The organism is Alcaligenes sp. CHO6 (genome assembly GCF_037120595.1).
GTDB classification, from domain to species: domain Bacteria; phylum Pseudomonadota; class Gammaproteobacteria; order Burkholderiales; family Burkholderiaceae_B; genus Alcaligenes; species Alcaligenes ammonioxydans.
In genome coordinates this window covers 228,606-251,468 of sequence record NZ_JBANCI010000001.1, presented here as the reverse complement: position 1 = coordinate 251,468, position 22,863 = coordinate 228,606, and the positions used below count along the sequence as shown (strand labels likewise).

The 22,863-nt window shown below is 57.8% G+C and carries 17 protein-coding genes; 8 read left to right on the top strand and 9 right to left on the bottom strand.

Annotation, left to right across the window (positions count from 1 at the left end):
- Positions 1 to 3 precede the first annotated feature (3 nt).
- Positions 4 to 1,041, bottom strand: coding sequence for a branched-chain amino acid ABC transporter permease (locus V6936_RS01135; RefSeq protein WP_003801008.1), 1,038 nt, complete (start codon positions 1,039 to 1,041; stop codon positions 4 to 6).
- A gap of 137 nt (positions 1,042 to 1,178) precedes the next feature.
- Positions 1,179 to 2,348 (bottom strand): ABC transporter substrate-binding protein, encoded by a 1,170-nt coding sequence (locus V6936_RS01130; protein ID WP_003801010.1) that lies wholly within the window; start codon positions 2,346 to 2,348, stop codon positions 1,179 to 1,181.
- A 328-nt stretch (positions 2,349 to 2,676) separates the two neighbouring features.
- On the opposite strand from V6936_RS01130, the gene msrB reads away from it, so the two are divergent.
- Genes msrB through V6936_RS01110 form a run of 4 tightly spaced genes read left to right on the top strand, consistent with a single transcriptional unit; the run spans position 2,677 to position 4,691 of the window.
- Complete coding sequence (gene msrB / locus V6936_RS01125) at positions 2,677 to 3,072, top strand: peptide-methionine (R)-S-oxide reductase MsrB (RefSeq protein ID WP_336579259.1); 396 nt, start codon at positions 2,677 to 2,679, stop codon at positions 3,070 to 3,072.
- Positions 3,069 to 3,635, top strand: a complete 567-nt coding sequence (locus V6936_RS01120; protein ID WP_003801013.1) for a septation protein A — start codon at positions 3,069 to 3,071, stop codon at positions 3,633 to 3,635. The genes msrB and V6936_RS01120 overlap by 4 nt, the downstream gene beginning before the upstream one ends.
- 7 nt (positions 3,636 to 3,642) lie before the next feature.
- Positions 3,643 to 3,906, top strand: coding sequence for a BolA family protein (locus V6936_RS01115; RefSeq protein ID WP_131070738.1), 264 nt, complete (start codon positions 3,643 to 3,645; stop codon positions 3,904 to 3,906).
- Positions 3,907 to 3,914: 8 nt separating this feature from the next.
- Entirely contained in the window at positions 3,915 to 4,691 is a 777-nt protein-coding gene (locus V6936_RS01110; protein ID WP_003801016.1) for a peptidylprolyl isomerase, read from the top strand.
- Positions 4,692 to 4,901: 210 nt separating this feature from the next.
- On the opposite strand, the gene ligA is transcribed toward V6936_RS01110, so the two are convergent.
- From ligA to smc, 3 genes are read right to left on the bottom strand one after another with little or no spacing between them, the layout of a single operon-like run.
- Positions 4,902 to 6,989, bottom strand: coding sequence for an NAD-dependent DNA ligase LigA (gene ligA / locus V6936_RS01105; RefSeq protein ID WP_336579257.1), 2,088 nt, complete (start codon positions 6,987 to 6,989; stop codon positions 4,902 to 4,904).
- Positions 6,986 to 8,008, bottom strand: coding sequence for a cell division protein ZipA C-terminal FtsZ-binding domain-containing protein (locus V6936_RS01100; protein ID WP_059318013.1), 1,023 nt, complete (start codon positions 8,006 to 8,008; stop codon positions 6,986 to 6,988). The genes ligA and V6936_RS01100 overlap by 4 nt, the downstream gene beginning before the upstream one ends.
- 45 nt (positions 8,009 to 8,053) lie before the next feature.
- Positions 8,054 to 11,578 (bottom strand): chromosome segregation protein SMC, encoded by a 3,525-nt coding sequence (smc, locus tag V6936_RS01095; RefSeq protein ID WP_301605904.1) that lies wholly within the window; start codon positions 11,576 to 11,578, stop codon positions 8,054 to 8,056.
- A 501-nt stretch (positions 11,579 to 12,079) separates the two neighbouring features.
- Between smc and lplT the strand changes: the two genes are divergently transcribed.
- Positions 12,080 to 13,390 carry a lysophospholipid transporter LplT gene (gene lplT / locus V6936_RS01090; protein WP_003801020.1) on the top strand — a complete coding sequence of 437 codons (1,311 nt, stop codon included), beginning with the start codon at positions 12,080 to 12,082 and terminating at the stop codon, positions 13,388 to 13,390.
- 51 nt (positions 13,391 to 13,441) lie between these two features.
- Here lplT and V6936_RS01085 read toward each other — a convergent pair whose 3' ends face one another.
- Positions 13,442 to 14,353: a uracil-DNA glycosylase gene (locus tag V6936_RS01085; protein WP_301605905.1), complete on the bottom strand. Its 912-nt coding sequence runs from the start codon at positions 14,351 to 14,353 to the stop codon at positions 13,442 to 13,444.
- Positions 14,350 to 15,582, bottom strand: a complete 1,233-nt coding sequence (tsaB, locus tag V6936_RS01080; protein ID WP_131070742.1) for a tRNA (adenosine(37)-N6)-threonylcarbamoyltransferase complex dimerization subunit type 1 TsaB — start codon at positions 15,580 to 15,582, stop codon at positions 14,350 to 14,352. Before tsaB ends, V6936_RS01085 begins: the two co-directional genes overlap by 4 nt.
- 277 nt (positions 15,583 to 15,859) lie before the next feature.
- Here tsaB and ompR point away from each other — a divergent pair, with 277 nt between their 5' ends.
- Positions 15,860 to 16,594, top strand: coding sequence for an osmolarity response regulator transcription factor OmpR (gene ompR, locus V6936_RS01075; RefSeq protein ID WP_003801024.1), 735 nt, complete (start codon positions 15,860 to 15,862; stop codon positions 16,592 to 16,594).
- Between the two features lie 119 nt (positions 16,595 to 16,713).
- The gene (locus V6936_RS01070; protein WP_131071839.1) at positions 16,714 to 18,039 is read left to right on the top strand and encodes a sensor histidine kinase; all 1,326 of its coding nucleotides are present in this window, start codon (positions 16,714 to 16,716) and stop codon (positions 18,037 to 18,039) included.
- A 67-nt stretch (positions 18,040 to 18,106) separates the two neighbouring features.
- Here V6936_RS01070 and ispF read toward each other — a convergent pair whose 3' ends face one another.
- Positions 18,107 to 18,592, bottom strand: coding sequence for a 2-C-methyl-D-erythritol 2,4-cyclodiphosphate synthase (gene ispF, locus V6936_RS01065; RefSeq protein ID WP_131070743.1), 486 nt, complete (start codon positions 18,590 to 18,592; stop codon positions 18,107 to 18,109).
- Positions 18,589 to 19,290, bottom strand: coding sequence for a 2-C-methyl-D-erythritol 4-phosphate cytidylyltransferase (gene ispD / locus V6936_RS01060; protein WP_003801028.1), 702 nt, complete (start codon positions 19,288 to 19,290; stop codon positions 18,589 to 18,591). Before ispD ends, ispF begins: the two co-directional genes overlap by 4 nt.
- 29 nt (positions 19,291 to 19,319) lie before the next feature.
- Between ispD and mfd the strand changes: the two genes are divergently transcribed.
- Positions 19,320 to 22,799 (top strand): transcription-repair coupling factor, encoded by a 3,480-nt coding sequence (mfd, locus tag V6936_RS01055; protein WP_039943202.1) that lies wholly within the window; start codon positions 19,320 to 19,322, stop codon positions 22,797 to 22,799.
- Positions 22,800 to 22,863 lie beyond the last annotated feature (64 nt).

The window sequence follows — 22,863 nt, the reverse complement described above, 5'->3', positions numbered from 1 at the left end:
GATTTACTCCTCATCATCCACGTGCTTGCTACCGAAGGAGCGCCACAACAACACCGGTATCACCATGGTAAATACAATGACTTCTTTATAGGCACTGGCCCAGAAAGAGGAAAACGCTTCCAGAACCCCCAGGAACAAGGCGCCCAACAGGGTAACGGGATAACTGATCAGACCACCGAAGATCGCGGCCACAAAGCCCTTGAGACCGATCAAAAAGCCGGTGTCGTAGTAAATGGTCGTTACCGGAGCGATCAACATGCCCGAGAACGCACCGATGGCCGCCGCCAGGGTGAAGGTCAGCGAGCCGGACATGTTGGTACTGATCCCCACCAGACGGGCACCGCGACGATTGACGGCCGTGGCACGCAAAGCGCGACCATAAAGGGTCTTGCCAAAAAAACCCCACAAGGCCAGGATCAGCAACACGCAGGCCCCCATCACGAAGAAGGTCTGCGCCGACCAGCTCACCGCCCCCAGGGACACTTCACCTTCCATGAAGGGAGGCGTACGCCAGCCTTCGGGGCCAAAGAACACCAGACCCAGGCCCGTCAAGGCAAAGTGAACGGCTACCGAGGTAATCAGCAGCACCAGCACGCTGGCCTCGGCAATCGGCTGATAAACCAGTCGATACACCATCGGTCCCAGCGGGATCACAACGGCCAACGAGAACAGCACGGCCACCCACAGGGGCAACTGCGCGCTGACAATGGCAGGAGCGGCAAAATAAACCGCTACGGGAATGACGATATTGACCAGGAATTTGCGCGGCATACCGCTCAGGCTGCGGCTGCGCAAGGCAGAGAGCAGCTCCAGCAAAAACACCAGAGCACCGGCGATCAACAGCAAAATAACGGTTCCCGGCATGCGGCCATTGACCACAAAGGCCAGGGTCAAGGCGCCAAAGGTGACGAATTCACCTTGCGGGATGAAAATGACGCGGGTAACCAGGAAAACCAGAACCAGGGCAAGCCCGAGCAAGGCATAGATGGCACCATTCAATATGCCATCCTGCAACAAAATTAAAGCGATGGTGGTATCCATGTCGGACAACATCCTGTACAACAAAAAGGGCGGAGGGCTTACGCAAACGCAGGCCTGTAGCGGGAACGGGTGCCAGAACCTTCCAGCACCCGCCTCGGAAAAAACCGGCTATTGAGCCGGTTTTTGCCTGTCAGATATTACAGATCAGGCTGATAGGTCCATTTACCGTCGACCACTTTCACAATGACGTGGGCCCGTTTATCCAGACCGGCGTGGTCGGTGGCCGACATATTGAACACACCTTGGGAAGCCGCCAGTTCCTTGGTCTGCTCCAGTGCGTCACGCAGGGCGGCGCGGAACTCGGGGGTGCCGGGCTTGGCACCCGACTGCAAGGCTTGCGGAATGGCTTCGGTCACCAGCAAACCGGCATCCCACAGGTGGCCACCAAACGTGTTGATCGAGCCTGCGCCATACTTGGCCTCATATTTTTCCTTGTATTCCATGGCGGTCTTTTTAACCGGGCTGCTGTCAGGCAGCTGTTCGGCAACCAGCAAGGGACCGGCGGGCAAGATCATGTCGTTACAGTCTTTGCCGCAGACGCGCAGCACATCACTGTTGGCTGCCCCGTGGGTCTGGTAAATGATGCCGGCATAGCCACGGCCCTTGAGCTCGCGCTGGGGCAAGGCAACCGGCGTGCCCGAGCCGGCAATCAAAATGGCATCGGGCTTGGTGCCCAGCAGCTTGAGCACTTGTCCGGTCACGCTGGTGTCATTGCGACCATAGCGCTCGGCACCCAGCACCTTGATGCCTTTGGCCTGGGCGGCCTCGGTGATCACATTCAGCCAACCATCACCATAGGCGTCGTTGTAGCCGATAAACCCGAGGGTCTTGACGTTTTGCTTGACCATGGCCTCGGCCAGGGCGCCCGCCATCAACTGGTCGTTCTGAGGCGTCTTGAACACCCAGGTGCGAGCGCCTTCAACCGGCTCAACAATCTTGGCGTTGGCAGCCACACTAATCATGGGAGTCTTGGTTTCGCCGGCCACATCCACCATGGCCAAGGAACCCGGTGTCACGGATGTACCGATCACCACGTCCACTTTGTCATCGGTGATGAGCTTGCGCATATTGCGTACAGCCACCGTAGTGTCTGTGGCATCATCCAGCACAATGTATTCGACTTTCTGTCCGGCCACTTCGGTAGGCAGCAGGCTGACCGTATTGCGCTCAGGAATCCCCAGCGAGGCCGCCGGTCCTGTTGCAGCCACCGTCACCCCCACTTTGATCTGCGCGGACACCGCCACGGGCAGACTCAAAGCCAGGGCTGCAGCCAATGTCGTGAGGCGCCCAGTAGTAATGCAGTTCATCCTTTTCTCCCAATATTTGTTCATTGTTGTGGACCGGATTAACGGTCAAAAAATCGTAATACAGATAATCAACAGCACATACCAGAAACGTATCAAGTCACACGGATTTCAGATATTGGTGTTTACCTTAAATATTAAAAGTTTAAATAGTGCACTAACTAAACGGATTGCTGACAGTTCAGGTGGTGCCAACAGGGGTTTTCCTGGTCAGGCAAGCGCAAGACCTTGCACTTTGGAACCCTCTGTTCCAAACACGCTCTAATTGTCGATTACTATGTAGGAATGCGCCTCCTGTAGGCATTGATCTGTTTTTCATAAGGCAGCACACGTGAAAAAAGCACATAAAACCGAGGCTGAGTGGCGCGCCCAGCTCAGCCCTGAAGAATTCTATGTCACCCGTCAGAAAGGCACCGAACGCCCTTTTACAGGCCGCTACTGGGACACCACGACGGCCGGCATCTATCGCTGCGTCGGTTGTGGCACCCCCCTGTTTGCTTCGGACACCAAGTTTGATGCCGGTTGCGGCTGGCCCAGCTACTTTACGCCCCTGAACCCGGACAATGTGCGCGAAGAACTCGACACCAGTCACGGCATGCGTCGTACCGAAGTGCTATGCAATGTCTGCGACGCGCATTTGGGCCACGTCTTTGAAGACGGCCCCCCGCCCACTGGGCTACGATACTGCATCAATTCCCTGTCCCTGACCTTTGAACCTGACGCATGAAGAAGCTTTTATTCGATCTGTTCCCGCTGGTTCTGTTCTTTCTGGCCTTTCGCTTCTCCGATATCTATGTGGCAACGGGTGTGGCCATGGCCGCCTCGATTTTGCAAATCGTATGGCTCAAGCTCACCAGCAAGGCCATCGAGACCTCGCACTGGATCAATCTGGCCGTGATTGTGGTCTTTGGAGGTGCCACCCTGTTTTTCCATAACGATGTCTTCATTCGCTGGAAACCCACGGTGCTGTACTGGATTTTCGCGCTGGTCCTGCTGGGCGGGCGCTACCTGATGCATCGCAACCTGATGCAAAAATTCATGGGCACCCATCTGGTACTGCCAGGCCATGTCTGGGACAAATTAAACCTGGTCTGGGCGAGCTTTTTCGTCGCTATGGGACTGGTCAATCTGTTCGTTGCCTTTTCGGGCCACTTTACCGAGTCCCAGTGGGTCAACTTCAAGGCTTTCGGCCTGCTTGGCTTGATGCTGGTGTTTGTCGTTGCCCAATCCTTGTGGCTGGGTCGCTACCTGCAAGACTCCTCGGACAACTCCACTCCCCCAAAATCCTGATTTCGCCATGACAGACGCACTTGCCTCCCTCATTCACGAACGCCTCCAGGCCCTGGAGCCTTCGGAGCTGGACATCATCAACGAATCCCACCTGCATGCGGGCCACGCTGGCGCACAAGGTGGTGCCAGCCACTTTCGGGTCATCATCGCCTCGAAACAATTTGATGGAATTTCAACACTGGCACGACACAGACTTGTGTATGATCGCGTCCACGATCTAATGCCTTTCCCTATTCACGCATTGGCTATTCAAGCCAAACCCACCGCTTAAGGATGCTCATGAAACGTATTGCCGCATTTGCCTTGACCTGCGCCCTGGCTGCTCCCGTCTATGCACAGACGATTGCCACCGTAAACGGCAAAAACATCACGCAAAAAGACCTGGATCAGTTCGTCGCCGTTCTGGTCGAGCAAGGCGCCAAAGACTCGCCCGAGCTGCGTGAGCAGGTCAAACAGGAAATGGTCAACCGCCTGGCCGTGGTGCAAGCCGCTGAGAAGGCCGGTATCGACAAGACCAACCAAGTCCAGCAAGAGCTGGAACTGGCCCGCCAGAGCATTCTGGTCCGTGCCCTGATGGCGGATTACCTGAAGAAGAACCCCGTCACCGAAGCTGACCTGACCAAGGAATACAACACCATCAAGGCGATGGAAGAGGGTCAGCAGGAATACAAAGTACGCCACATTCTGGTCAAGGACGAAGCCGCTGCCAAGGACTTGCTGGCCAAGATCAAGTCCAAGAAAATCAGCTTTGCGGACGCTGCCAAAAAAGACTCCATTGATACCGGTAGCGGCCAGCAAGGCGGTGATCTGGGCTGGGCACCAAGCTCCACCTACGTGCCCGAGTTTGCCCAGGCTGTAGAAAAAATGAAGAAAGGCGAACTGAGCGCAGCCCCCGTGCAGTCTCAGTTTGGCTGGCATATCATTCAGGTGGACGATGCCCGTCCCGTGACCTTCCCGGCGATGGCGGAAGTCAAGCCTCAGCTGGAAGAGATGATGCGTCAGCGCAAGCTGGCCGAATACCAGCAAAAAATCCTGAAAGAAGCCAACATCAAGTAATGGCCTCAACCACCGCTTTGTCTGCTCGATAAAGCGGCTGTCAGGAAAAACAACGATGGCGCCTCGAGGGCGCCATCGTTGTTATTGATCACAGCGAGGCTCACGCGCTTTTTCAGACTTGTAGTCCAGGCTCGCTTGCCCTGGGCTGATCACCGCCAGCTTGAAACAAGGAGTAAGGCATCACGAGGCCTACCTGCGTTTGCCCCGACCCTAGTCCCCAGCCAGTAAAGCCAGGAACTGAGCCTCGTCCAGAATGGTCACGCCCAATTCCTGTGCCTTGGTGAGCTTGGAGCCAGCCTCGGCACCGGCCAGGACAAAGGTGGTCTTTTTGGAGACCGATCCACTGGCCTTGCCGCCGGCCTCCAAGACGCGGCGTGTCGCCTCATCACGGCTCATGCTGGGCAATGTGCCCGTGATGACAACCGTTTTGCCCGCCAAGGGCAAATTGGCACTATTTGCGCGAGCCTGCGCCTGTTGGGGGCTCACTCCCGCTGCCAGCAAGGCGTCCAGCGCCTCACGATTATGCGGCTCCTGAAAAAAATGCCGTACAGAAGCAGCTACGACAGGGCCAACTTCATTGACCTGCAACAGCGCCTCTTCATCGGCCTGCTCCAAGGCCTGCAAGGTGCCAAAATGCTGGGCCAGGTCTCGGGCCGTCGTCTCCCCAACATGGCGGATACCCAAGGCGTAAATCAGACGATTCAAGGCTGGCTCCCGCACCTTGTTGATCGCTTCAATCAGATTCTCGGCAGACTTGCGTCCCATACGCTCGAGCAGGACAAGCTTCTCGACCTTCAATTTGAAAATATCGGCCAAGGTATGGACCAGTCCGGTTTCCACCAACTGATCCACCAGTTTTTCCCCCAGGCCTTCAATATCCAGAGCTTTGCGACTGGCCGCGTGAATCAGGGTCTGCTTGCGTTGAGCGGGGCAAATCAGGCCGCCTGTGCAACGCCAGGCAGACTCACCCTCCAGCCGCTCCAGGGCGGAATGGCATGCCGGACACTCCTTGACCATTTCAAACGGTACACTGTCTTGCGGACGCTGTTCCAGCACCACAGCGACGACCTCCGGAATCACGTCACCGGCTCGGCGTACCACGACCGTATCGCCAGCGCGCACATCTTTGCGACGCACCTCATCTTCGTTATGCAAGGTGGCATTGGTCACCGTAACCCCGCCCACGAAAACCGGTTTCAAACGCGCCACAGGAGTCACCACCCCGGTGCGGCCGACCTGAAACTCAATATTTTCCACGCGCGTCATTTCTTCTTGCGCAGGGAACTTATGAGCGACGGCAAAGCGCGGGGCGCGCGCCACATAACCCAGTACGCGCTGCGCGGCCAGGGAATTGACTTTATAAACCACACCATCAATTTCAAAGGGCAGGCCGGAGCGACGCTCCTGAGTCTGGGTATAAAAATCCAGCAGGCCCTGTACCCCCTTCACAAGCTTACGATCGCGACTCAGGGGCAAGCCCAGACTCTCGAGCCAGTCCATCATGCCTGACTGGGTATCACGAGGCAGCCCGTCTCCCGTCACGTCCGCAAACAAGGTATTTTGCGGCTGATTCGTAAGTGGCAGGGGGCTGATTTCACCCCATCCATAGGCAAAAAAACGCAAAGGCCTTTTCGCCGTGACTTTGGGGTCCAATTGGCGCAGGCTGCCTGCCGCGGCATTGCGCGGGTTGACAAAGACTTTCTCGCCACGCTTGAGCTGACTCTCGTTCAGACGTTCAAAGTCCGCCCGGTTCATCAGGACTTCACCACGCACTTCCAGCACGGCCGGCAATTGCGCAGCATCGCCACGCAAACGCAAGGGAATGGATTTGACGGTGCGAATATTGCTGGTGACGTCCTCGCCTGTGGTGCCATCACCCCGCGTCGATGCCTGCACCAACAAGCCTTGCTCATAGCGCAGACTGATCGCCAGGCCATCAAATTTGTATTCCGCCAGATAATCAACCCGACGATCCAGGCCCACCATACCAGCCTCGACAAGCGTGTCGGCAACCCGTTTGTCAAATGCCTGGACTTCCTCATCCTCAAAGGCGTTGCCTAAAGAGAGCATGGGAACGGCATGCTGGACCGTCGCAAAGCCATCCAAGGGAGCCGCGCCCACGCGCTGCGTGGGAGAATCCGGGGTAATCCACTCCGGGTGCGCGGCCTCCAGCGCCAGCAGCTCGTTCATCAGTGCGTCATATTGCGCATCCGAAATGCTGGGCGCATCCTGAATGTAATAGGCCCAGTTATGCTGGGCCAGTTCTTCACGTAACTGCTGTACTCGCTTCAAACTCACGAAAAAATCCTGCCTGTACGTTCCTGACCTGCTGTGAAGCCTGCTTGCTCCAGACGCTCGTACAAGGTACGTAGTTGTTCATCAATATTCTGATCCGTGCTCTCGGGCAAGGGGCGGCCCTGGTCATCGAGCACCACACCATCCAAACGGCTGGCCAGATCGCGGGCCACGGTTGCCATTCTGCTGAAGGCGTGATCGTCCGCCGGGCTGTTGGGCAAGTCCAGCAGCAGGTCGATGCGCTCGATGCTGGCGGACTGAATATCCTTGGGCTGGACGCCGTCAAACATGGCCGTGAACCGGGGCTGGCCGGAATCGGCCAGCCAGGCCAACTGCTGGCCAAACGGCAAGAAGCCCGCGTCCTTGACCATTTGAATGACGGACGAGGCCGGCAGGGGCCCAGGCAAACGCACCGACACGCCGACCAGCGCGTCCAGATCGGCGCAGGTATTGTCCAGGGCGGCCGCACGACGCAGCACCTCATCCTGCTCAGGACCCTCTACCGAGCCGTCAAACTGTTGCGCCAGACCCTGCGCAGCCATCCAGACCTGCGACCACTCAATGGCCGACAGGGGGCCGCTGCGATTGGCCAGCAAAACGGCAATCTGCATGCTGGCGTAGGATTCGCCCGCACGCAAACGGGCACGGTGCCCTCCCCCTTCGCATTCGGCAAAATAACGCACTGGTTTGGCGCCAGTACGCGACACAGCCTGTAGGGCCTGGGCCAAATCCTGGGCATCCACGGGCTGACTGAAACTGATGTCAATCACGGCCTCAGTGGTGCAGTCCACTTCGGACGGATCATGGTCCCCCTCGGTAGAGGCAGGATCACTGCCACGTCCCATGCTGGGCTCGCGCCGCTCCAATTCGCTGAGCTGGCTCATCAGAGGATCGGTGTCCCCGTCCGGGAATTGGCTTTGCATCTGCTGGCGCACCCGGCGGTCTTGCCACCAGTTAAAGACCACCACGAGCAAGATGAGCAAAATGCCCAATAAAATCAGTGCGATTTGCAAATCACTCATTGTCAGTTCCGTCGAATCAACACTACCGGATTAAAAAAAACAGGCTTACACATTGCTCATTTGCATGGCCGCGTCCACATCCACCGCAACGATACGGGACACACCTTGTTCTTGCATGGTGACACCAATCAGTTGTTTTGCCATCTGCATGGCAATTTTATTGTGAGAAATAAACAAAAACTGAGTTTGATCACTCATACTGGCCACCAGATTGGCATAGCGTTCCGTATTGGCATCGTCCAGCGGCGCATCCACTTCGTCCAGCAAGCAAAATGGCGCGGGATTCAGTTTAAAGAAGGCAAAAACCAAGGCCGTCGCGGTCAATGCCTTTTCACCGCCAGAGAGCAAATGAATCGTGCTATTGCGTTTTCCCGGTGGCTGCGCCATCACTTGGACCCCCGCTTCCAGCACTTCGTCGCCCACCATCGTCAGTTTAGCCTCTCCACCACCAAATAGCCGTGGGAAAAGCTCGCCAAAGTGCTGATTAACGATGTTGAATGTTTCCATGAGCAACTGGCGCGTCTCGCGATCGATCTTGCGTATGGCGTCCTCCAGCGTCTCGATGGCATCACTCAGATCCTTGTGCTGCGCATCCAGGTAGGTCTTGCGTTCCTGGGCAGTGGTCAGCTCTTCAAGGGCGGCCAGGTTGACCGGCCCCAGGCTTTCAATCTGGCGTGAAATACGTTGCACTTCCGACTGCAGCCAGCCCACGCGTTGCCATTCTGGTGTTTTTTCCTGTAACAAGCTCCATAGCTCGGAACGGTTTACCTTTCGGCTGTCCAGTTGTTCTGCAAACTGCTCGACCGCCAGGCGCGAGGCTTGTTCCTGCAACTGCAATTCGGTGACCTGCTCACGCAAGGGGCCCAGATTCTTTTCGTGCTCGGCACGGGCCTGCTCATGTTCTCGTAATTGAGCAGCCAGCGTATCGAGCTGGATTTTTGCCAGTCGAACCGCCTCTTCACGCTCGGCGCGCAATTCCAGCGCGTCCTGCAACCCGGCTTGTGCGGCAGAAGCATCCAGATCCAGCAGCTCGCCTTGCAAGCCCTCCAACTGACCGACAGTGCGCTGTGCCTGCTCCTGCGCCAGGGCCAGATTGCGCTCCAACTCGGCCATACGCTGCACCAAGGCGCGCTCGGCAAACTGGGCGTCCTGTACCGCGCGTTCACGCTCATGCACCGTACGCCGGGCCTGCTCGGCCAGCTCCGCGCCCTGCTCGCCATCCATCTGCGCCTGGGCAAACGCCCCCTGATGCTCGGCCAGTTCTTCGTCCAAGGCTTCAAAACGGGCCTCGAATTCCTCACGGTTCGCCTGCAGCTCTTCACGCTGTACCGCCAACTCCTCCAGCTCCTCGTTGATTCGAGAACCTCGCTCCTGCGATTGCTGAGCTTGTTGCGCCAGCTTGGAATACTCCAGTTGCACATCGTGCATGCGGGCCGTCAGCTCACCGACACGGGCCCGGGCGGGAACCAAACCATTGCGAACCTGCTGCAAAGCCATTTCGGCCTGGGTGCTGGCATGCCCAAGCTCATCCACAATCAGTTGGGCACCACGCAGCTCACGCTCCAGATGAGCAATCTCCTGCTGGCGCGCCAACATACCCGCCTGCTCAGAGTCGGGGGCATAAAAGCGAATGCTGTAGCGATCCACCACATGGCCATCCCGCACCACGATGGCCATTTGATCCGTCAATTGCTCACGCAAGCTCAAGGCCTGCTTCAAATCTGGGCAGACATAAATCTGCTGTAACCAGTTGTCCAGCAAACTGCGTAAACCGCCGTCCTGCTGCCGCAAAACCGAGCTCAACAAGGGCAGGTCCAAGCCCGCCTTGCCTGACACCCCCGCCTCAGGCAACTGATAAAAACTTAAACGGGCCGGAGGGGCATCACTGGCAAACGCTGCGGCCATATCCAGCCGACGCAGCTCCAACGCCGTCATGCGCTCGCGCAGGACCGATTCCAGCGCCGTTTCCCAACCTTTTTCCACGTCCAGGCTTTGCCAGAGCCGCTTCATGCTCTCCAGCCCATGCTTGGCCAGCCAGGGCTCCAACGTTCCCTTGCGAGCCACATCCTCCTGCAGACGGCTCAGGGCCAGATGGCGTGCCTCCAGACGAGCCATATCCTGCCCGCCTTGCAAGGCCTGTTGCTGGGCTTGCTTGCGCTCTTCTTCAAGCCGGGGCAACTGAGCCTCCAGATGCTGCATGTGTTCCTGGGCCTGCTGCAGCTGGTTCTGCAGCATGTTCAGATCACCTTGCAAACGCTCCAGATTGTCCGGGTCCGGGGCATTGAGTTCGCGCAGCTCTTGCCTGAGGCGTTCCTGACGCTGCTCCAGCCCCTGAATCTGCCGGTCGGCATCGCGTTGGGATTGTGCCGCCAGCGCCAGGTTTTGTTCCAGACGAGCCAGGACCATACGCATTTCGTCACGACGCTGAGCCTGCTCGCGTACATGCTGTTCCAGTTCGGGCAAGGCGGCTTGAGCCTCTTCCAGCAGAATCTGCAGCTCTTCCAGCTTTACCGCTGCTTCTTCGCGCTGCTGCTCGCTGTTTTCCAACTCCTGCTGACAGTGCTCCTGCTGCTCGATCCAGTCATGCTGCTGTTGCTCCAGCTGTTCACGACGTTGAGCCATGCGGCTGCGCGAATCGAGCACATGACGGATTTCCGCCTCCAGGCTGGACACTTGGGAACCCGCTTCGTAAAGCTGGCTTTGCGCCAGATGCAAGGCGTCGCCCGCCTGCAAATGAGCCTGTCGTTGCGACTCCAGGGTCGCTTCGGCATGGCGCAAACCGGCAATGGATTGTTCCAACTTGGTCTGAGCCTGCTCAATGGCCAGAAATCGGGCTTTCTGATCGCTCTGCGCGTTGGACTCTTTCAAGAGCCACAATACATTTTGCTTGAGTTCACCGTCTTGCTGCAGATCGCGATATTGACGGGCCACTTCCGCCTGGGCCTGCAGTTTTTCCAACTGCGCATCCAGCTCCCGCTGAATATCCTCAACACGCAGCAGATTTTCACGAGTGTCGCGCAAACGGCTTTCCGTTTCGCGACGGCGCTCCTTGTAGCGCGACACGCCCGCCGCTTCTTCCAGAAATACACGCAGCTCTTCGGGCTTGGCTTCAATCAGGCGGTTAATCATCCCCTGCCCAATGATCGCGTAACCCCGCGCGCCCAGCCCAGTACCCAAAAAGATGTCATGAATGTCACGCCGGCGAACGGCTTGATTATTCAAAAAATAGCTGCTGGTGCCGTCCCGGCTCAGAACACGCCGTACCGAGATTTCGGCATAGGTGCTCCACTGGCCCGAGGCGCGCCCTTCGGAATTATCGAAAACCAGCTCAACCGAAGCTCGCCCAGCCGGTTTGCGTTGCGAGGAGCCATTGAAAATCACGTCCTGCATGGACTCGCCACGCAGTTCTGACGCTTTGCTCTCGCCCAGCACCCAACGCACCGCGTCGATGATATTGGATTTTCCACAGCCGTTGGGCCCGACCACCCCGACCAACTGACTGGGAGTTGGAATGGAAGTCGGGTCCACAAAGGATTTGAAACCGGCTAGTTTGATCTGGGTTAAACGCACAGGGTAGAAATCAGCTCAGAAAAGACCACTTTTGAACAAGCGCACAGGCGCATTTCGATCTGCCTGGCATTGCGAGTCGTATGATACCGCAGCACCTGCCGCCCACAGCAAAGACACGGAAAAAACAAATGAAAACCACCGCAGGATCAGCGAGGTGATAAGGCAGTAAACTAATTACTGCCGTCAAGACCGGTTTACCCTGCCCGTTCAAGCAGCCAGACGCTGCAGGCCGAGCTCTTGCAATGGCGCTTTGCCCGTATCGGCCCGGTATGAAAATTCGAGCATAGAGACAGGCGCAATGAATTTTCTAATACCACTGCCCCCGCAGTCCCTGTTATTCTTGCTCCCCATCTCTGTTCGTAAATTTCGCACCGGCTCAGGCTTTGTCAAGAAACTCAGGGCGAGCAGCCCACGGCAAGCTTGTTCTGTCTGATACCTGGCTTTGATTCGTGCCCGTGGTCCGGCGACCGCAGTTTGGCGCACACGCATTCGGGATGTATTTTGAATAAAGGATTTTATCTGGTCATGGCCGCGCAGGCATTGTCGTCAGTTGCCGACAATGCCTTGTTGATTGCCGCCATCGCCCTGATCGCAGACCTTCACGGGCCAATCTGGATGGTCCCCATGATGAAATGGTGGTTTGCGCTGTCCTATGTGCTATTGGCCGCGTTTGTGGGAGCCTTTGCCGACTCGTATCCCAAAGGCCGGGTCATGTTCGCCACCAACGCCATCAAGCTGATAGGGTGCATGCTGATGTTCTGCCATCAGTACTTTGGAATGAGCGACTCCCAGCAACTGGTGCTGGTCTTTGTGTCCTACACCCTGGTTGGCGTGGGAGCGGCCGCCTACTCACCAGCCAAGTATGGCATCGTGACCGAAATGCTCAAGCCTGAACAACTGGTCAAAGGCAACAGCTGGATCGAAGGCCTGACAGTCCTATCCATTATCGCAGGCACCGTACTAGGCGGCATCCTGATCAATCCTTCCATTGCAGGCGCCCTGGCCGAACACCCGTTGATTGCCTCCCTGGCGCAGACTCGTGCCGAAGTTGCCATCCTGCTTATTTCCCTGATTTACCTGGCGGCAGCCCTGTGCAATTTGCTCATTCCCCGCACCAATATCCACTATCCACCACAACAGAAAAATCCCGTCCTGCTGCTCAAGGAATTTCGTACCTATGTACAAATTCTGTGGCGTGACAAGCTGGGCCAGATTTCGCTGGCGGTCACCACCTTGTTCTGGGGCGCTGGCGCAACCTTGCAATTCATTGTGATCGAGTGGGGGGCACAGCATCTGGGCTACCGCCTGGATCAGGCTTCGGTTCTGATGGGGGTGGCGGCATTGGGAACCGTCTTTGGCGCGATTTTTGCCGCTCGGGTTCCCTTGAAAAAATCGCTGGCAGTCCTGCCCGTGGGCGTGGCGATGGGCTTTGTCGTGTTGCTCATGCCGCTGGTCCACGAAAAATGGGCTGTCTATACCCTGCTGATGGCTATTGGCGGTCTATCGGGCTTTTTCGTGGTACCCATGAATGCGCTGTTGCAACATCGTGGTCACGTCATGCTCTCGGCAGGCCACTCGATTGCGGTCCAGAATTTCAACGAACAGCTCAATATTCTGTTCATGCTGGCGCTATACAGCCTGCTGCTATGGCTGCGCTTGCCGATCAATTACATCATTGTGTTTTTTGGCCTGCTGGTGGCATCCCTGATGACCGTCTTTATCATGTGGAAAAACGCTAATCTGCGTGAACATCCTGAGCTGGAAGCCTGCATTGGACAGGAAGGTCATGGCCAAGCCCTGACGGCAAAATAAAGAGGTACAGGCAGAGCGCCCTGGGCCTGCCGCTGCGTGGCGGCGACCCGCTCAGGGCTGAGCCTGCAACTGCCGTAACAAGGACAGATCCCGCCAGGCGTTGGCCTTGTGCTGCGGGCGCAGCAAGAGCGAAGCAGGATGGTAAGTCACCACCAAAGGCACGCTACGGCCCAGCGTGTCGGTGTAACTCAGGACCTGACCGCGCAAAGTTTCCAGATCCTGCTCGCAACCACTAAGCGCCATTGCGGCCACATGACCGACCGCCAGCAAACGTCGCGGCTGCACCAGACGAATCTGCGCATCCAGAAAGGCCCGACATGCAGCCAGCTCCTCCGGGGCGGGAGGACGATTTCCCAGTGGGCGGCACTTGACCAAATGCGCTTTATAAATCGAGGCGTTAGGAATGGCGCTGTTGAGCATGGCCTGCAACAACAGCCCTGCCTTGCCATCAAAAGGCTGTGCGCTACGATCATCGCTGGTCCCTGGTGCTTCGCCCACAATCATCCAGTCGGGTTCGGCCACCAGCTCTGACCCAAAGACGACCTGCGCACGACCAGTATGCAGGCCACACTCCTGGCATGCCTGTGCCTGCTCCAACAAGCTGGCCATATCCCGCGCCTTCTCGGGCTGAATCAGCACGGCAGGGCGCTGAACCACCTCTTCGACTGGCACGGGAGACGCTGGTCGGGCCCCCGATTTACGCAATACCGCCAAAGCCTGATCACGCGCTGACAGCGCATCGCTGGCTGCGCCGGAAACAGCGGCCACCGGCACAGGGCGGTCAGCAGGTGGAACCGCCCGCTCAAGTGCGGGGGCCGCAGCCGACGTCCCGACTGGCGGCGCAGGTGCTAGCGCTTGAACGGCAGGCTGGGCCTGGGGCAAACGGGCCAGAAAGGCGCGCTCCAGCCCCAGCTCCAACAGCCAGCTACGCTGTAAGGGGGAGATAGGCTGAAAGTCGATCATGCCTCTGCCTTATCGGCCAGGCTCAAGCTCATCAAGACCGCGTCTTCCCGCACGCCTTCTTTGAAAGGGTAATAGTTTTTACGCACGCCATCGGGCTTGAAACCATACTTCTCATACAAACCGATTGCTGCTGCATTTGAGGCCCGCACTTCCAGAACGAGCCGCTCCACTGCGCGCTGTCGTGCCCATTGGAGACCGTCATCGAGCAACTGGCGCGCCAGACCTTGCCGCTGCTGCTCAGGAGCGACCCCGATCAGCAACAGCTCGATCATGTCCGGGGCCTGCAGCCAAATAGCATAGCCCTGTACCTGCCCCTGCTTATGGATAATCCGGCAGCAATACGCTGTGTTACCCAAGGCATCCGTCACGTTGCCCGCCGTCCAGGGGTGGCTTTCCACGCGCCGTTCTATATCCAGCACGGCCGACACATGCCCGGGCTGCATGGCTTCAATTTGCCAGGGCTGATCCAAAGCGGCCGGGTTGCCGCCCAAGCCCTGCTCGCGCTCCGAAATGGTGTAGGCGACTTTTTCGCGCACATACAACGGCATGGCCAGATCAGGAGCAATACCCTTCCCCTGGTCCAGATCATGCAAGGCCAGGCGTGCAACACTGGCGCTTGTCGCGCGCCATGCCGGCCCGACCTGCCAATCGTGCGCCCGTACAGCCGATGTCAGATCGGGGAACTGCTGCAAGGCATCTCCCACCACCAGAATCTGCTGGTGTCTCGCAATCACGCCCTCGGCCTGCAAACGGGCAATCCAATCAGTAAGCTGGGCGGCATCCAGCAACACCGGGCTTTGCTGCACAGTCCAGGCCGTCTGAGCCGACCAACTGTAGACGGCTGCATACACCTCCTGCATGCGCGCATCCTGCGCCACCACATAGGCTGTATTTTCGACCGGTGAACCACTGGCGGCCGCCGCCAGGAGAGAAGACACGGGCAAGACGGGCAGACCCAGCGCAAAGGCCATGCCCTGAGCGACGCCGCAAGCCACGCGCAGACCGGTAAAACCGCCCGGACCCTGCCCGAACGCAATGGCACTTAAGGCCTGCCGGTCAAGGCCGGCCTGCTCCAGCAACTGCTCGGCCATCGGCAAAAGCCGTTCAGCATGATCACCACTGCCCTCGTGGCTCAGCCCCACAAGCGAGATACCCGCAGGTGTGCGAGACAACAAGGTCAGTTCACAGAGATTGGAGGAAGTCTCCAGGGCAAGAATATGTGCATCCATCACGCTATTTTAGTTTAAGCGGACTGAAAATAGGCGGCTCTGAATACACGGGCAAGGACAAAGCCCGGTTCGAAGCAGTCCGGGACAACTTGTTTGGCGGACGGGCGTTTTATAGACCAGAGCCAAAACGACCAATGAGACTATTTGCTGCCGTACAATCTCGCCGAAGAATGTGCCAAACCTGCCACAAGGCGCATAAATAGTACAAAACACTTAATGTGTAATATTTTTCTACACCCCCCTATACGCGCTTTCTGATGCCTGTTACATTTTCGCTATGAATACGCCGACCCCCCCCCTCACCCGCAAAATCCTTGTCGTTGACGACGATCCACGCTTGCGCGATTTGTTGCGCCGCTATCTGTCTGAACAAGGGTTCAACGTCTTCGTTGCCGAAGACGGTAAAGAAATGGCCAAACTCTGGCAACGCGAGCATTTCGATCTGCTGGTATTGGATCTGATGCTGCCCGGCGAAGATGGCCTGTCCATCTGTCGTCGGCTGCGCGGCGGACACGACAATACTCCAATCATCATGCTCACGGCCAAGGCCGAGGAAATCGACCGCATCGTGGGCCTTGAGATGGGTGCTGATGACTACCTCATCAAACCGTTCAACCCCCGCGAATTGCTGGCCCGTGTCAACGCTATCTTGCGACGCCGTGGTACCGAGGAACACCCCGGCGCACCTAGTCAGGAAAATGAATCGATCGAGTTCGGCCCGTATGTGCTGAACCTGTCCACACGCACACTGACCCGCAACAACGAAGTTGTCCCGATCACCACGGGCGAGTTCTCGGTGCTGAAGGTGTTTGCCCGCCATCCCAAGATCCCCCTGTCACGCGACAAACTGATGGAGCTGGCTCGTGGTCGCGAATATGAAGCCTTTGACCGCAGCCTTGACGTGCAGATTTCGCGTCTGCGCAAGCTGATCGAACCCAATGCCTCCAAACCCGTGTTTATCCAAACGGTGTGGGGCCTGGGCTACGTGTTCGTTCCAGACGGCGGTAACTGACCTTGTCTTCCGGTCAGCAAGAGGGGCGGCCCACCACGGCCGCCCAACGCCGAGCAAGAAAAAACTCGAGTATCCGGCTAGGTTTATTCAGCCGGTCTTTTTTATTGCTTGCCGCGTTAATGCTCGTCAGCCTGGGTGCCTGGCTGCAAGTATTCTTCAGTATGGAAGAAGGACCGCGTGCTGCCCAAATGGCGCAGCGCGTGGCATCCATTGTCAGCATCACCCGCTCGGCTCTGGTGTACGCGCCCCCGGCGGTACGCCCCGCCCTGCTGCTGGATCTGGCCACCAAGGAAAGTCTGCGCGTCCAGCCACGCGAGAACACCGACGAACTTGAACCCTTGCCACGCTCCAATTACTGGCAGCACGTCTCTACCGAAGTGCGTGGCGCACTGGGCAGCCAGACCCTGATCATGTGGTCGGTCAACAGCGTGCCAGGCATCTGGGTTTCCTTTGATATCAATGAAGACCAGTATTGGCTGGTTTTTGACCGCGAACAGTTAAGCCTGACTGCCGGCGTGGAGTGGCTAGGCTGGGGTGCCACCGCCCTGTTGCTGGCCTTGATCGGTGCCGCGGTCAGTGTGCGTTTCGTGAACCGGCCTTTGGCCCAGTTGGCCAAGGTGGCCCAGCAACTGGCCCGTGGCGAGACTCCCAGCACGCTTCCTGAAAAAGGCCCAGTTGAAATCCGCGACATGAATATCGCGTTTAACCGCATGGCTCGGGACATCCGCCAGACAGAGGCGGATAGGGAAATCATGCTGGCCGGTATTTCGCACGACTTGCGCACACCGCTGGCGCGCATGCGTTTGGAAATTGAATTAAGCCAGGTATCGGACGAAACACGCGCCGCCATTGACGAGGACCTGGCCCAGATCGACCACAGTATTGGTCAATTGATGGAATATGCCCGTCCCGCTACGGCTGTCCCTGAACATGGCATTGATGTTTCGGCCGTGCTCAACGACGTCTACGAACGCGAACGCACGCATACCGAATCGCTGGGTGGGATTTTGACGGCCTCCGTCGAACCCAATCTGTATGCCCGCATCAGCGCCCACGACCTGAAACGTATCGTCTCCAACCTGATCGAAAACGCCCGTCGTTACGGACGCAGTCCCGAAGATGACCGGGCACGCATTGAGCTGTCTGCCCATCAGCACGGCAATATTCTGGTCATTGCCGTCAAGGATCAGGGCGCCGGTATTGCCAAAGGCGACATCCAGCGCCTGCTACGGCCCTTCTCCCGGGGTGTATCCGCGCGTACGGGGGTCAGTGGTGCCGGTTTGGGATTGGCGATTGTGGAACGTCTCTTGGGCCAGGTAGGTGGGCACTTTGAGCTTATCAGCGCCCCCTCTGAAGGCCTGACAGCCCGCATTCAATTGCCCCGCATCCGCGCCAGTCGTAATGCACCAGGAACACAAGGCGATAAAGACACCAAAAACGCCTGAACCCACCGGGCCTTGGGTTGAAGGCCGCCTGCTTTTTGCCCAAGGCTTTCTTCAACCCTAGGTCCGATCAGGCTCGATACAGCAAGGCGACTGAAGTCACCGCGATCCCTTCCTGGCGCCCCACAAAGCCAATGGCCTCGTTTGTTTTACCCTTGATATTCACACTGCCGGGTTCCAGTTGCAGATCGGCCTCGATATTGGCCACCATCGCCGCAGCATGGGGAGCGATCTTGGGTTTTTGCGCATGAATCGTGGCATCCACATTCCCTACCAACCAGCCCGCAGCACGTACCTGTTCATAAGCATGACGCAGCAGCACGCGGCTATCGGCACCCTTGTATTTCAGATCGGTGTCGGGGAAATGGCGGCCAATATCCCCCAGGCCCGCAGCACCCAGGATGGCATCGGTAATGGCATGCAGCAAGGCATCGGCATCCGAATGCCCCATCAAGCCATGCGTATGCGGGATGGTGACACCGCCCAGAATCAAGGGGCGGCCTTCGCACAGCACATGCACATCAAAACCTTGTCCTACGCGAATCGGCATGCTCATAACCATTTCTCCATCAGTTCAAAATCTTCAGGCCAGGTGACTTTAAAATTCCGCGCCGAACCCAAGATTAATAAGGGTCGGCTACCCGCCAATTCCATGGCGCTGGCTTCATCCGTCACCGCAAAACCCTGTTCTTTAGCCACCTGCAAGGCCTCACGCAAGGCGTGGGCGGGAAACAGCTGGGGAGTCTGCGCTAGCCACAGCCCGTCCCTGTCCACCGTTTCCTGTACCGCGACCGGCTCGGTGGGGGTTGCGCGCTTGACCGTATCAGCAACGGGTAAAGCCAGCAAACCACCGCGTCGCGCTTGCAAGCAGGTATCAATCAGGCGCGCCAGGACTTGCTTGGGCAAACCGGGGCGCGCAGCATCATGAACCAGAACCCAGGCTTGCTCGTCCTTATCCAGGCTCTGCAAGGTATTGAGCACCGTTTCAGCCCGCGTTTGCCCACCACAAGGCAGACAGACCGTACGCGGCAAATCTTGCAGTGCGTCGGCGGCCCAGATGTCACCGGGGGCCACAGCCACCCGCACCTGGCTGATACGTTCATCGGCCAGCAAAGCCTGTACCGAGCGGCGCAACATGGGCTGCCCGCCCAGCAAACGGTATTGCTTGGGCAAGCCTTGTGCCTTCGTGGCAGAATCCAGGGCGCGCGAGCCGATGCCGGCAGCTGGAACAATTGCAATCAAGGTAGTCTTCATAGGTGGGTGATTTTATAATGACAATCCTGATGGAAACCGAAAAACAGCACTCCCTGTCCCTGCCCAGCACCCAAGATGTGCTGGCTGCCCTACGTCCTGGTCAACGCTACACGCAACCCATGCCTCCGGGCTCCGGGGATGCCTGCCTGATTGCCGACCTGGCCCGCCAGCATAAAGCGCCTATTCTGGTGCTTTGCGCCGACCCCTTGACTGCCCAAAGGCTGGCCGAGGAAATCCTGTTGTTTGGCCCCGCCCTGCGCGTGCGCCAGTTGCCGGACTGGGAAACGCTGCCCTACGATAGCTTCTCCCCTCATCAGGACCTGATCTCAGAGCGCCTGCGCACCTTGCATGCCTTGACCATGCACGAAGTCGATGTACTGACCGTCCCGGTCACAACCGCCCTGTATCGGCTGGCGCCACCTTCTTTTCTGGCGGCCTATACCTTTTCCTTCCGTCAGGGTGATGAACTGGATGAAGCGCAGCTACGCGCCCAGTTGATGCTGGCCAATTACACGCACATGACCCAAGTCAGTGCCCCGGGCGAATTCAGCATCCGCGGCGGTCTGATTGACCTGTTTCCAATGGGTTCCGTGCTGCCCTACCGTCTGGACCTGTTCGACAACGAGATCGAAAGCATACGCAGCTTTGATATCGATACCCAGCGCAGCCTCTATCCGGTCAAGGAAATTCAGCTATTACCCGGTCGCGAGTTCCCCATGGACGAAGAAGCGCGCACCCAGTTTCGGGCCCGTTTCCGCGAGTTCTTTGAGGGTGATCCGTCGCGCGCCCTGCCCTATAAGGACGTAGGCAACGGCATTGCCTTTGCGGGCATTGAATACTACCTGCCGCTGTTCTTTGAAGAAACGGCGACCTTGATGGACTACGTGCCAGAAGGCAGCCTGGTGATCACGCACGGGGACGCGCAAAACGCCATCGCCCGATTCCAAAGTGATACGCACAGCCGCTTCTCGTTCCTGAAGAACGACCGTGAACGCCCGATCCTGCCACCTGAAAGCCTGTTTCTGTCCGATGAGCAGTTTTTCAATGGCATCAAGCCTTTCTGCCGTCTGAGCCTGAGTGCTCAGGCCGACAATCAGCCGATTGCTCACCCGGACTTTGAAGCCTTGCCCGTCGTGGCGGTCAACCGACGGGATAAAGACCCGCTGGCCCAACTGCGGCAAGAAGTCCTGGACCCGAGAAATCGCACCGTCTTGTGCGCCGACTCGGCTGGCCGGCGGGAAACACTGCTGCAAATGCTGCGCGAGCACAATCTGACGCCCGCGTCAGACTGCCAGAACCTGACGGATTTTCTGCAGTCAGACGCGGCTTTTGCCTTGGTCGTTGCGCCCTTGTCTCGCGGCTTTGCCCTGATTCATGACAATCTGAGCCTGCTCACCGAAAATGATCTCTACCCTACCCAGACACGCACGCAAAGCAGCCGCCGCCGCAACGAACGCAGCAGCGATGTCGAGGCCATGGTGCGGGACTTGTCCGAGCTGCGTGAAGGTGACCCGGTAGTCCATGCCGAGCATGGCATTGGCCGCTATTGCGGCCTGAAAGAAATGGATTTGGGTGAAGGCCCGGTCGAATTTCTGCATCTGGAGTACGCCAAAGGCAGCACACTTTATGTTCCCGTTGCTCAGTTGCATGTGATCGCCCGCTACAGCGGCGCCGATCCCGAGCATGCCCCGCTGCATCAACTGGGCTCGGGTCAATGGGACAAGGCCCGCCGTCGTGCCGCCAAGCAAGCACGCGACAGTGCGGCTGAGCTGCTGGCCCTGTACGCCCAGCGAGCCGCCCGTGAAGGTTTCAAATTCAAGCTGCCCCTCAATGACTACCAGGCCTTCTCCGAAGGTTTTGGTTTTGAAGAAACCCCGGATCAGGCCGCCGCTATCGAAGCGGTCATCAACGATATGACGTCCGGCCAGCCCATGGATCGTCTGGTCTGCGGGGATGTGGGTTTTGGCAAGACCGAGGTTGCGCTGCGCGCTGCCTTCCTGGCGGTAGCCAATGGCAAACAGGTAGCCTTGCTCTGCCCGACCACCTTGTTGGCCGAGCAGCATGCCCAAACCTTCTCGGATCGCTTTGCCGACTGGCCCATCCGGGTTGCCGAGCTGTCCCGCTTTCGTTCCACGAAACAAACCCAGGCCGCCATCGCAGGACTTCAGGACGGCAGTGTGGATATTGTCATCGGAACGCACAAGATCCTGTCGCCCGATGTGCGCTTCAAGCATCTGGGCCTGGTCATCATCGACGAAGAACACCGTTTCGGCGTGCGCCAGAAAGAGGCCTTGAAGCAGCTACGTGCCGAAGTCGATATCCTGACCCTGACCGCAACCCCTATTCCACGCACCCTTGGAATGTCCCTGGAAGGCATACGGGACTTTTCCGTGATTGCCACAGCGCCACAAAAACGTCTGGCAATCAAAACCTTTGTCCGTCGTGAAGATGGCAGCACCATACGCGAAGCGCTGCTGCGCGAACTGAAACGCGGGGGTCAGGTCTACTTCCTGCACAACGAAGTCGAGACCATCCATAACCGTCGTGCCCGGTTGGAGGAATTGGTCCCGGAAGCCAGCATTGCCGTGGCCCATGGTCAAATGCCTGAGCGCGAGCTGGAAGCCGTCATGAAAGGCTTCTATCAAAAGCGCTACAACGTACTGCTATGTACCACCATTATTGAAACCGGCATTGATGTACCCACGGCCAATACCATCGTCATTCACCGTGCCGATCGTCTGGGTCTGGCACAGCTGCACCAGTTGCGTGGCCGCGTTGGCCGCTCCCACCACCAGGCCTATGCCTATTTGCTCACCCCAGGTGAGGACGCCATCACCAGCAATGCGAAAAAACGGCTGGAAGCGATTCAAGCCATGGAAGAGCTGGGTGCAGGCTTTTTCCTGGCCATGCACGATCTGGAAATTCGAGGTGCGGGGGAAGTGTTGGGCGAATCCCAGTCCGGCGACATTCAGGAAGTAGGCTATTCCATGTATGCGGATATGCTCAATACGGCCGTCAAAGCCCTGAAAGCGGGGGAGGAACCTGACCTGGATTCGCCCTTCGCCTTGCAATGCGAGGTCAATCTGCATACCTCCGCCCTGCTGCCCGCCAACTACTGCCCCGATGTCAATGCCCGTCTGGGGCACTACAAGACGCTCTCGCACGCCCGCACTGAGGACGACCTGATCCACATTCATGAAGAGCTGATCGACCGCTACGGCCTGCTGCCGGAGGCCGGCGAGAACCTGCTGGCCGTGCATCGTTTGCGCATCAAGGCCGAGCCCTTAGGTATTGTGAAGATTGATGCCAGTGAATCACAGGCGACGATTCAGTTTTCCTCCAAACCCAATGTAGATGCCGTCAGCATTATTGAACTGGTGCAGAAGAACAAACAGGTTCGACTCGCCGGCCCGGACAAACTGAAGATTGACATCACCAAAGGTGAAGAAATCAAGAATCGCATTCAGGCCGTACGCAATGTCTTGAACAGCTTGCGCCAAGAGAAGTAAGCCTTAATCGTCACGCTGGATGCAAAAAGAGCGCTGGACAAAGACAGCGCTCTTTTATGTTTGA